Source organism: Flavonifractor sp. An100 (assembly GCF_002161175.1).
Taxonomy (GTDB): domain Bacteria; phylum Bacillota; class Clostridia; order Oscillospirales; family Oscillospiraceae; genus Lawsonibacter.
Genome location: NZ_NFMA01000031.1, coordinates 19,190 through 29,587 on the forward strand (window position 1 = coordinate 19,190; position 10,398 = coordinate 29,587).

At 55.2% G+C, this 10,398-nt stretch carries 11 protein-coding genes; 3 read left to right on the forward strand and 8 right to left on the reverse strand.

The window, feature by feature from the left end:
- Positions 1 to 12 precede the first annotated feature (12 nt).
- Positions 13 to 456, reverse strand: a complete 444-nt coding sequence (locus B5E43_RS13720; RefSeq protein ID WP_087397618.1) for an Rrf2 family transcriptional regulator — start codon at positions 454 to 456, stop codon at positions 13 to 15.
- Positions 457 to 565: 109 nt separating this feature from the next.
- Between B5E43_RS13720 and B5E43_RS13725 the strand changes: the two genes are divergently transcribed.
- Genes B5E43_RS13725 through B5E43_RS14970 form a run of 3 tightly spaced genes read left to right on the forward strand, consistent with a single transcriptional unit; the run spans position 566 to position 2,813 of the window.
- Positions 566 to 1,477 carry an NAD-dependent protein deacetylase gene (locus B5E43_RS13725; RefSeq protein ID WP_087397620.1) on the forward strand — a complete coding sequence of 304 codons (912 nt, stop codon included), beginning with the start codon at positions 566 to 568 and terminating at the stop codon, positions 1,475 to 1,477.
- Positions 1,465 to 2,301 (forward strand): NAD-dependent protein deacetylase, SIR2 family, encoded by an 837-nt coding sequence (locus B5E43_RS13730; protein WP_242964841.1) that lies wholly within the window; start codon positions 1,465 to 1,467, stop codon positions 2,299 to 2,301. The genes B5E43_RS13725 and B5E43_RS13730 overlap by 13 nt, the downstream gene beginning before the upstream one ends.
- On the forward strand, positions 2,298 to 2,813 hold the full coding sequence (locus B5E43_RS14970) for an HD domain-containing protein (protein WP_143383018.1): 516 nt from the start codon (positions 2,298 to 2,300) through the stop codon (positions 2,811 to 2,813). The genes B5E43_RS13730 and B5E43_RS14970 overlap by 4 nt, the downstream gene beginning before the upstream one ends.
- Before the next feature lie 764 nt (positions 2,814 to 3,577).
- Here B5E43_RS14970 and B5E43_RS13735 read toward each other — a convergent pair.
- The 7 genes from B5E43_RS13735 to B5E43_RS13765 all read right to left on the reverse strand — a co-directional run.
- Positions 3,578 to 3,868, reverse strand: a complete 291-nt coding sequence (locus tag B5E43_RS13735) for a DUF6809 family protein (RefSeq protein WP_087397622.1) — start codon at positions 3,866 to 3,868, stop codon at positions 3,578 to 3,580.
- Positions 3,869 to 4,221: 353 nt separating this feature from the next.
- Complete coding sequence (locus B5E43_RS13740; RefSeq protein WP_242964842.1) at positions 4,222 to 5,184, reverse strand: tRNA-dihydrouridine synthase family protein; 963 nt, start codon at positions 5,182 to 5,184, stop codon at positions 4,222 to 4,224.
- A complete protein-coding gene (locus B5E43_RS13745; protein ID WP_087397623.1) occupies positions 5,168 to 6,085 on the reverse strand; it encodes an FAD-dependent oxidoreductase in 918 nt (305 codons plus the stop codon). The genes B5E43_RS13740 and B5E43_RS13745 overlap by 17 nt, the downstream gene beginning before the upstream one ends.
- 141 nt (positions 6,086 to 6,226) lie before the next feature.
- Positions 6,227 to 8,611 (reverse strand): ribonucleoside triphosphate reductase, encoded by a 2,385-nt coding sequence (locus B5E43_RS13750; RefSeq protein WP_087397632.1) that lies wholly within the window; start codon positions 8,609 to 8,611, stop codon positions 6,227 to 6,229.
- 201 nt (positions 8,612 to 8,812) lie between these two features.
- Positions 8,813 to 9,502, reverse strand: a complete 690-nt coding sequence (locus tag B5E43_RS13755) for an anaerobic ribonucleoside-triphosphate reductase activating protein (protein ID WP_087397625.1) — start codon at positions 9,500 to 9,502, stop codon at positions 8,813 to 8,815.
- Positions 9,503 to 9,573: 71 nt separating this feature from the next.
- Positions 9,574 to 9,822 carry a sporulation transcriptional regulator SpoIIID gene (locus tag B5E43_RS13760; protein ID WP_087397626.1) on the reverse strand — a complete coding sequence of 83 codons (249 nt, stop codon included), beginning with the start codon at positions 9,820 to 9,822 and terminating at the stop codon, positions 9,574 to 9,576.
- Between the two features lie 162 nt (positions 9,823 to 9,984).
- A partial coding sequence (locus B5E43_RS13765; protein ID WP_206406987.1) for an FAD-dependent oxidoreductase occupies positions 9,985 to 10,398 on the reverse strand: 414 nt, incomplete at its 5' end.

Below are 10,398 nucleotides of genomic sequence, written 5' to 3' on the forward strand. Positions count from 1 at the left end.
TGGGGTAAGGTCTCACTCCGACTTTTGTTCCAGTTCATCCAGTTTCTTACCGTACCGGTCTATGATGTCCTGCAGGGTGATGGCCTGCATTTTTTGTTCGGCAGCCTTCTGGATCTCCTGGTAAAAGTCTGCAATGCTCAGCTGCACATAGATCCCCACACCACATTCCGGATTGGTATCAATATCCCAGTGGAGCAGGGGCTTATTCCCCTCAATCGCCCGGTAGACATCCAACACGGTGATCTCGCCGGGTTGCCTGGTCAACTCCGCCTTGGCCTGTCCCTGTGAGCTGGTGATAATACCGGCACTCTTCAATGCAACCATCAGCTGCCGGATATAGGCCGGGTTCGTTTTTACACTTTCTGCGATTCTGGCACTTGTGATCCGCTGTCCGGCTCCCATATTGAGAAAGGCTAATATATGAAGTGCGTCGCTCAACTTGGTAGAGTATTTCATGCTCTCACCTCAAAAAATTTTTCGTTGCCTACTTGTAATTTATAAAATAACATGATATGCTTGCGACATGTAATTATTATAATAACAGGTCGGAGGTACCATGTCAACTATGCTGCTGAACCGTAACACATCCATAGATTCCGCCGTCCACCGCCAAAATGTGCAGGTCTTGCTGGAAAAAATTGCTGAGGCCGACGCAATTTTGGTGGGCGCTGCGGCGGGTATGTCCGCTTCCTGCGGCTTCAACTTCTTTTATCAAAACGATGCGATATTTGAGCAATACTTGGGAGATTTTCACCGAAAATATGGATTTATTGGCGCATTCAATGGCTTTTACTCCCGTTATCCGTCCCCGGAGGCACACTGGGCGTTCCTGGCCCGAATGGGTTACATGGAGTATGAATGTCCTACAGGCCAGCCCTACTATGACCTGATGACGCTGCTCCAGGGCAGGAATTACCACATTATGACCACCAACCAGGACTTTCAGTTTACCCGCGTGGTACCGGAAGACAAGCTGAGCGCCATCCAAGGGGACTCCCGCTATTACCAGTGCAGCCGCCGCTGCCACGACGAGATCTACTGGAACAAAGAGATGGTTTATGAAATGAACGACGCAATTGACGAAAATCTCTGTATCCCAACAGAATTGATCCCCCGGTGTCCCAAATGCGGTGCGGAAATGGAGCCTTGGGTGCGGGGTTATACCTTTTTGGAGGGTAAGAAGTACAAGGAAGAATACAGAAAGATCAATGAGTTCCTGATCGCCAATCAGGACAAAAAAATTCTCTTCTTGGAATTGGGGGTGGGGCGCATGACCCCCATGTTCATCCAGGAACCCTTTTGGAGCCTGACTTATTCTCTCCCCCAGGCGTATTACATCACGGTCAACCCAAAAGACGCACTTCTGCCCCAAGAATTATCGCAAAAGGGTTGGTCCATCAAAGAGGATATTGCCACAGTCTTACAGGATGCGGCAGCACACATGTCCGGAAAGGGAGACTCGGTATGTATGATCTAAGACCAGTCGCAGAGAAAATCCAAAAAGCGGATGCCATCTTGATGGGAGCCAGCAATGGCCTGTCCATAACTGAAGGACTGCACCTCTTTGCAGATAACCAGGCATTTGAGGATTTGTTCGGCGACTTTAAGGACAAGTACGGCCTTCGGTGCCTGCTGCATGGGATGGGAGCCCGCTGGCCTTCAGAAGAAGTAAAGTGGGCCTTCTGGAGCAGGCTCATCCACCACTACTGCGTACAGTATCAGCCCACACAGGTCATGCAGGACCTGAAAGCCATTGTGGGCAGCAGGGACTATTTCGTCCTTACCTCCAACGGAGAATGTCACTTTGAACGCAGCGGATTTGAGTCGGAGAAGATTTATGAAATCGAGGGAACCTGGCTGACTATGCAGTGCGCCCGTCCCTGCCATGATACCCTATATCCAACTTTGGAGTTGACAGAGCGGATGGTGTCTGCGGAACAGGACGGCAGAATCCCCTCTGATTTGGTGCCCCGTTGTCCCCGCTGCAACGGCCCCATGGAGGTTCATATGGCAGCAGGGCCGAATATGGTTCCGGACCACGGCGCCACGCAGAGATTCCAGGGTTTTCTGAACCAATATCACGAAAAAAAGCTGGTCGTGTTGGAATTGGGAATCGGATGGCGCAATCAGCTCATCAAAGCTCCGCTGATGCGTTTGGTGGATCAGGAGCCCAACGCCACCTATGTTACCATCAATCTGGGCGAGATCTACATTGCAGACAACATCAAACACAAGGCCTTTGGTCTGGACGGAGCACTGAGCGACATTCTCTCCTCCCTCCGGGAGGTGTGTGAAAGATGAACATACCGGCGTTGGTTCGAGAGCGTTACAAAATATGGTCCCGTTTTTTGACAGAGCAGGTGGGGTTTTCCCTCCAACATAGTCAGCAGCACACAAAAGAACACTGTGCCCGGGTACTGCTCTTCTGCCTGCTTTTTGCGCAACGGGAAAATCTGTCAGGACAAGACGCAGATGCCCTTGCTATGGCTGCCTGCTTTCATGACTCTCGCCGTATAAACGACGGATTGGATATAGGTCACGGTCACCGGGCTGCCAAATATTACTGCACCTGGTGCGCTGAGCATGAATATGTATTGGATGCCCGCGTTGTTTTTATCATGGCATACCATGAACAAAACGACAAACTTGGCAAGGCCGCTTTGCAGCGGGAGTTTTCAGATGACCCTACACCCGCTCTTGGTCGATGTTGTAATGACCCAGTAGATACTCCGTCAGGGCGATCGTCTGCTCAATTGAAGTCTCCCCCCAGTCCGCTGAGCTGTGGAACAGCTACAATCATGTGGTCGTTATAATTCAGTGCCTCAAAAGCAAAGTTCTCGCTATATAGGCTTCGCCCCATGCCCTGGAAGTACAGTCCCTCATAACCGGGAAGTGTGAGGAACAGAGCATACGCTTTGCTGCCGTTATAGCCGTCCGGGACATAGATGTGATAATGAATGTCCCCCTCCGGGCATGGAGTACATTGCCCATTTGGATGCCTCGATAGGTCTCTGTTCCCTCCGTGACCTCCAGCTCTGGTTCCGAGGATGGCACAGGTGCAGGCTCCGGTGTTTCCTGCACCTGTGCCGGAGTTCGGGCATTTCCGGGGTGGGCTGTGTTGTACCCTCCGCTCCGCAGGAAGCAAGGCTCAGTTCCATAGTAAGAATCAGGAAAAGTGTGAGAAGCTGTTGATTGGAAAACATGGCGGCACCTTCTTTCGGAACTATTGTAGTCACGGCACGCCATCAGCGGAAGTCCTGATTAGTTGTTTGGTGTTAACCAACAGGTTAATACCACCGAGATTGTCAAAATTGTATTCAATATCGTTGACTTCAAAACGATGCTGAATAGTTTACCCTCCAGCATCCTCAGTCGATACCTCTCCGTGTGCGGCTGCTCCAGCAGCAGCCGCATACGGCTGCGAAACCACTTCCACGACGAATCACTCATCTTACCCACAGAAGGCTTACCAATTGGGCAGGCACCTCGGTTGATGCAACAGGAAAAACAAACCAGTCACCAGAGGCAAGAGAGCTGCAACACTTTCAACAGCAGCAAACTCCAATTTTCATAAAAATCAGGCATCTTTTTCCGTTCCTTCCGACGGAAAGCGATGCCTGTCCATTTCAAAGTGATTCAGTTCGTATGCCAGTTCCCACGCCAGTTTAAACCCACAGAGAAAACTGTCCAGGGAGCGTTCCTCAGTGATAAGATTCTGGGCATCTATGATCTGTAGCACCAATTTTCTCTCCGCCCTTTCCAATCGCTCAATGAGTTGCCGATGGCAATCTTCAATTTCCTGCTCACACTCGGCCATGGGCAGAGGCGTGTAAAATCTGTTGTAGAGTTGATTCAGAGTGTCGCTCATATGTCCTACCTCCTTGCAGCAAGACAACATACCACAGGTCAGTTTGAAAAGCCACCGAAATATTTTTCTCCAGCAAATGCGTTATAATCAATTTTTGCAGACCATACACCGCAGTCCGCGGGCAGAAAACTTACCGCTTTGCGAAAGCTGATGGTTTCCCTGCCCAATAGAATTAGGGCCTGTGGTGCTCCACAAGCCCTAATTTCTCCCATACACGGCGTTAAGCCCCATAGGTTCACATTGTGTACCTATGGGGCTTAACCCTTGACGTGGTTTTTTTCTATTCTCTCCCCTTACTCCTCCCTGATTGTAGAAACAATGAACGGGCGTCTGCATTTGAAGACGCCCGTTGGTTATATCTCTTCCTTCCTTGGCAGACGGAACATGGCCGCTACACCGCTCTCATACCCGGCGCAGTCCGAGGCCTTGCGAATCTGCTTCATGGCCTTTTCACTGCCCACAAAAAGCTGGCTGAGATAATGCCACAGCTCCTTCATATGGTAGACGGTGTTTTTCTGGCTCCCAAAGGCCTCCAGGTAGGCCTGGTACAGCTCCTGATGATACGCCTGTAGCTCTTCCAAACTGGCTCCCGGCCCGCCCTTCGCCTGCCGGATGAGGGCGGGGTTGGCCAGAAGGCCCTGGCCCAGCATCAGCCGCTCTACTTGCGGAAATTGCCGGCACAGCCGGGTGCAGTCGGAAGCTGTTCTCAGCCCTCCGTTATAGCACAGCGCACCGGAATAGTGGTCCACAGCCCAGGCAAAGGAGTCCATCCGCACCGGTTCCCGGTAAAAATCCTGGCGGACCCGGGGATGGATAATCAGAAGGGACACCGGATACCGGGAGAATATCTCCAGCAGGCGGGGAAATTCCTCCGGCGACTCCATCCCCAGTCTGGTTTTGATGGAAACCTTTCCCGGGAGGTGGGAGAAGACTTCGTCCAGAAACCGTTCTAATCCCTCCGGGTCGGCTAACATCCCGGCTCCCTTCCCCTTGGCGGTAACCGTGCCGGAGGGGCAGCCCAGATTCAGGTTCACTTCCTCGTAGCCCAGATCAAACAGGGCTTGGGCCGCCCAACAAAAATCCTGGGCATTTTTGGTCATCAGCTGGGGGACCGCCCGAAACCCCTGGTTATATTCCGGCAGCACGTTGCGCAGCTCCCGGGGCGTGAAGACATGGTCCTGGGTCGGCGAGAGAAAGGGCATATAATAGCAGTCCGTCTCAGGGAAGTACCGGTGATGAACCCTTCGGAAGATGGCACCGGTGACCCCCTCCATGGGCGCAAAATAATACTCCACTGACTCAGCTCCGGTGCTCATCCACGTAGTGGCTGGCAGCCAGGCCGGCCACCGCTCCGTCTCCCACGGCCGTGGTCAGCTGGCGCACCGACTTGACCCGGCAGTCACCTGCTGCAAAGACCCCGGGCAGACTGGTAGCGCAGTCCTCTCCGGCCAGAAAATATCCATTGTCGTCGGTCATCACCAGGTTGGCAAACAGCTCACTGCGGGGCTCCTGGCCCACCGCCACAAACAGTCCCTCCACCGCCAGTTCCTTCTTCTCGGCGGTTTTCAGATCGGCCAGACGCAGCCCGGTCAGGCCATCCTCATTTCGCAGCAACTCCTCCACCCGGTGGCTGAGCAGGAAGGTCACATTATCCCGCTCCCGCAGCTGCTCCACCAGCCGGTGCTCCCCCCGGAACAGGTCCCGGCGGTGGATCAGGGTCACATGGGAACAGCGGGCCGAGAGGAACAGCGCCTCCTGCAGGGCGGTGTCCCCGCCCCCGACCACCGCCACCGGGCGGTCTTGATAAAAGGCACCATCACACACCGCACAGTAGGAAATTCCGGCCCCAATCAGCTCGTCCTCTCCCTCCAGCCCCAGCTTCCGGTGGCTGACTCCGGTGGCCAGCACCAGAGCAGTGGAGGTGTAGCGTCCCTTCTCTGTGGTCAGCTCCACCAGCTCCCCCTGGGTGCGCAGAAAGGTCACTGCCTCCGGGCGGATATGGACCCCCTGGTCCACCGCCTGCTGGGTCAAGGTCTGGGCAAACTGGCTTCCGCTCATGCCGGGCAGACCGGGGTAGTTATCCACCAGGGGAGAAAAGTTAATTTGGCCCCCGGTGCTCTCCCCCTCCAGCACCAGCACATCCTTGCCGGCCCGGGCGGCATACAGGGCAGCAGTCAGGCCGGCCGGACCGCCTCCGACTACGATTACGTCATACATCAGGAACACCTCGTCTCATTCCATCTGGGGCCCGCTTCCCAGCGGGGGCTCCCGGTTTTAGATAACAAAGCGGCCCCGCCATGCAGGGCCGCTTTGATTATACTTCATTCCCTGTTGAATTGCAACGCTCTCCGGCGCTCCTCAGCCCACGCTGGCCGCCCGGTTCTCCTGGGCAAAGCCGCGTATGGCACCCAAGCCGGTCACCTTTACCGGATTGGTTCCATCATCCAAAATCAGGGTTGGGGCCTGACGTACGCCGTACAGCACCGCCAGATCGGGGTTCTCTTCCGCCAGCACCTTCCGGTAAGAAATGCCCGCTTCCTTCAGCAATTTCTCCGCCTGGACACAGTTGGGGCAGGTACGGGTGGCAAAGAGCATTACATCCCCCACCGGGGTGGGAACGCCCATTCCCTCCACCGTCACCTGAGATCCAGCGATCCCCGCCCGGCGCAGGTGGGAACGGCCGATATCATAAACCTTGCGGTCCTGGAACTCCTGAGCCTTTCCATCGTTCCAGTTCTTCACCGGGCGGTAGTAGCCGGTGATTCGGCTGTACACCTCCGCCTCCTTGCCGCAATAGGGGCAGGTGTGCTGCTCTCCAACCAGGTAGCCGTGGTCCGAGCACACGGAGTAGGTGGGAGACATGGTGTAGTAGGGCAGCTTATAGTTCTCAGCAATCTTACGAACCAGAGTGGCCGCCGCCTTCCAATCCGGGAGCTTCTCCCCCAGGAAGGCGTGGAACACCGTTCCCGAGGTATACAGGGTCTGCAGATCATCCTGGACGTCCAGGGCGGAGAAGATGTCCTCGGTATAGCCAACGGGCAAGTGGGAGGAGTTGGTGTAGTAGGGAGTGCCGTTCTCATTGGCGGTGATGATATCGGGAAATTCCGCCTTGTCGTGCTTAGCAAAGCGGTAGGTGGTGGACTCGGCGGGGGTGGCCTCCAGGTTATACAAGTCGCCGTACATCTCCTGATAGTCGCTCAGACGCTCCCGCATGTGGTTGAGCACATCCTTAGCGAAGGCCTGCGTCTCCTCGTGGGTCAGGTCGGCCCGGAGCCACTTGGCGTTCAGGCCCACCTCGTTCATGCCGATGAGGCCGATGGTGGAGAAGTGGTTGGCAAAGGTGCCCAGATACCGTCTGGTGTAGGGGTACAGACCGGCGTCCAGCAGCTTGGTGATCACGGTGCGCTTGGTCTTTAAGGACCGGGCAGAGATATCCATGAGCTTGTCCAGGCGCTGGTAGAAGTCCGCCTCGTCCTTGGCCAGGTAGGCAATGCGGGGAAGGTTGATGGTGACCACGCCCACAGAGCCGGTGGACTCACCGGAGCCGAAGAAGCCGCCGGACTTTTTCCGCAGCTCCCGCAGGTCCAGACGCAGCCGGCAGCACATGGAGCGGACATCGGAGGGCTCCATATCGGAATTGATATAGTTGGAGAAGTAGGGGGTGCCGTACTTGGCGGTCATCTCAAAGAGAAGCTTGTTGTTTTCCGTCTCGCTCCAGTCAAAGTCCCGGGTGATGGAGTAGGTGGGGATGGGGTACTGGAAGCCACGGCCGTTGGCGTCTCCCTCGATCATGATCTCGATGAAGGCCTTATTGACCATGTCCATCTCTCTTTTACAGTCGCCGTAGGTGAAGGGCATCTCCTTGCCACCCACGATGGCAGGCAGATTCTCCAAATCCTTGGGGACCGTCCAGTCCAGGGTGATGTTGGAGAAGGGAGCCTGGGTGCCCCAGCGGGAGGGCGTATTCACTCCATAGACAAAGCACTGGATGCACTGCTTGACCTCCTTCTGGGTGAGGTTGTCCACCTTCACGAAGGGGGCCAGATAGGTATCGAAGGAGGAGAAGGCCTGGGCCCCCGCCCACTCGTTCTGCATGATGCCCAGGAAATTGACCATCTGATTGCACAGAGTGGACAGGTGCTTGGCGGGAGCGGAGGTGATTTTTCCGGGAATACCCCCCAGTCCCTCCTGAATCAGCTGCTTCAAACTCCAGCCGGCACAATAGCCGGTGAGCATACTCAGGTCGTGGATATGAATCTCCGCGTTGCGGTGGGCATTGGCGATCTCCTGGTCGTAAATTTCACTCAGCCAATAGTTGGCGGTAATGGCGCCGGAATTGGAGAGGATCAGTCCGCCCACAGAGTAGGTCACCGTGGAGTTCTCCTTCACCCGCCAATCGTTGATCTGCAGGTAGTCGTCCACCAGGTCCTTGTAGTTGAGCAGAGCGGAGTTGACATTGCGCACCTTCTCCCGCTGCTTGCGGTAAAGGATATAGGCCTTGGCCACGTCGGCATAGCCGGCCTCGGAGAGCACCTTCTCCACGCTGTCCTGGATGTCTTCTACCGCGATACGGCCGTCACGGATCTTGGGTTCAAAGTCGGCGGTTACCCGCAGGGCCAGCATATCAATGACACTGGGATGATACTGCTTGTCCAGGGCCTCGAAGGCCTTGGTAATGGCCGCACTGATTTTTCCAATCTCAAACTGGGCGGCGGCGCCGTCCCGCTTTGTCACCTGGTACATCTGCAATTCCTCCACATTCATTCCGTCAGCCATTCAAAAGCCGGGGCTCCTCCCCGGCGATTCGGCGCCCTTATACTATAGCATCCAAACCCAAGCTCGTCAATATATAGGAACTCTATTTTTTATAAGACACAATATCTTGTTTTTTCTGTCAAAAAGGCGAGGGTGATTTCGTCACCCTCGCCAAAGTCTTTCTTTCTGTCACACGCCCCGCAGCTCCACCTGCTCTACAAAGGGGGACACCACCTGGGCAAACCGCTCCAGCTGCTCTTGGGTGCAGGGATGAAGCCCGGGCTGCAGCACGGTGTCCCGGTCCACAAAGGACTGTAAATAATAGCGCCGCGCCCCTGTCAGCCAAGGCCCAATTTCTGCGAAACTATTCTCATCATGAAATTCCCGGACTACTGTTGTGCGAAACTCATAGTCCACGCTGCCCTGGAGCAAGAAGGACACACTGTCTTGGATGGGAGCCAAATCCAGTGTGGGAACGCCTGTTGTCTCCCGATAGCGGGAGGGGCAATTTTTAATGTCCATCGCCACATAGTCTGCCAGCCTCTTCTCCGCAAGACCGCGCAGAGCATCGGGATGGGTACCGTTGGTATCCAGCTTCACCAGATACCCCAGGGACTTGATCTCCTCCAACAGCGCCCCAATTCCGGGACGCAGCAAAGGCTCCCCCCCCGTGACACAAACTCCGTCCAGAAGCCCTCTGCGTTTGCCTAAAAAGGCAATCAGCTCCCGGTCATCCATGACCGCCGGCGCCGGAGCGGCTACCAGTTCCCCGTTGTGGCAATAGGGACAGCGCAGATCACAGCCCCCCAGAAATACTGTGCAGGCCACCTTTCCTGGGTAGTCCAACAATGTCAGCTTCTGCAGGCCCTGAATCTCCACTTCCCTCGCCCTTTCCTCTGACCGATTTTATCCTATTGTAGTCCTCTGCCTCTCCCCTGTCAACGCATCGGCTAGGCTCCCTTATATTTCTTTCGTGTCGCAATTCCTCCCCGTATGTGGCGCTGGGCCTTATTTTCTTCCAATATTCCTTTCACCTGAAGATACAGCGTCCGGTTAAACATGGGGAGCCGCTCAGAGAGGTCTTTATGTACCGTAGATTTGCTAATTCCAAATTTTCCAGCGGCACTGCGGACTGTTGTCCGGTTCTCTATAATGTACACAGCCAGACGCTCGGCCCGCTCCTCCATATTTCCCTTCACAAACGCAACACTCCCCCGATTTTTGTTGGTTTATCCTATGCGGTCCCCTTTCGGGATATGCGTCTGTATCCTTCCCTCACACATAACTCCAGGGGCGGCTATCATTTGATAGCCGCCCCTGGAGTCATAACAATAATATACGTTTCCTTTTTAACTGGACGATTACACCAGCTTCTGAGCGAAGACGCCGGTCAGGCCATCCTTCTCCACCTTAGCCTTGATAGCAGGAATATCGGTGGAGTACAGGCCCAGCTCCTTCATACGGGTGAAGTAGACAGAACCGGAGAAGGTGTACTTCTTGCGCATGCCCTCGTCAGTCTCCATCTGCTCGTTGACATAGGCAATCGCGTCGCCGATGGCCAGATCGGTGGGCAGCTCCAGCAGTTCCTTGCCCAGAGCCCAGCGCACCGCGTTGTGGCCAGCCAGAGTACCGGTGACAATGGCCTCGGTGTGACCTACCAGCAGGCCGGCCTTCTCACCGCCGCAGAACACGTTGTTCAGGCCCTTGACCTTCAGAGCGTTGTCGCGGGGGGCCAGAGCCATGTACCGCATGGAGTTGCCGATGGAGCCGGAATA

Excerpts from the sequence above, each read along its gene's own strand:
- B5E43_RS13730 (WP_242964841.1), top strand. The coding sequence starts at position 1,465 with ATGTATGATCTAAGACCAGTCGCAGAGAAAATCCAAAAAGCGGATGCC.
- B5E43_RS13745 (WP_087397623.1), bottom strand. The coding sequence starts at position 6,085 with ATGTATGACGTAATCGTAGTCGGAGGCGGTCCGGCCGGCCTGACTGCT.
- B5E43_RS13750 (WP_087397632.1), bottom strand. The coding sequence starts at position 8,611 with ATGTACCAGGTGACAAAGCGGGACGGCGCCGCCGCCCAGTTTGAGATT.
- B5E43_RS13735 (WP_087397622.1), bottom strand. The coding sequence starts at position 3,868 with ATGAGCGACACTCTGAATCAACTCTACAACAGATTTTACACGCCTCTG.
- B5E43_RS13720 (WP_087397618.1), bottom strand. The coding sequence starts at position 456 with ATGAAATACTCTACCAAGTTGAGCGACGCACTTCATATATTAGCCTTT.
- B5E43_RS14970 (WP_143383018.1), top strand. The coding sequence starts at position 2,298 with ATGAACATACCGGCGTTGGTTCGAGAGCGTTACAAAATATGGTCCCGT.
- B5E43_RS13725 (WP_087397620.1), top strand. The coding sequence starts at position 566 with ATGCTGCTGAACCGTAACACATCCATAGATTCCGCCGTCCACCGCCAA.
- B5E43_RS13740 (WP_242964842.1), bottom strand. The coding sequence starts at position 5,184 with ATGAGCACCGGAGCTGAGTCAGTGGAGTATTATTTTGCGCCCATGGAG.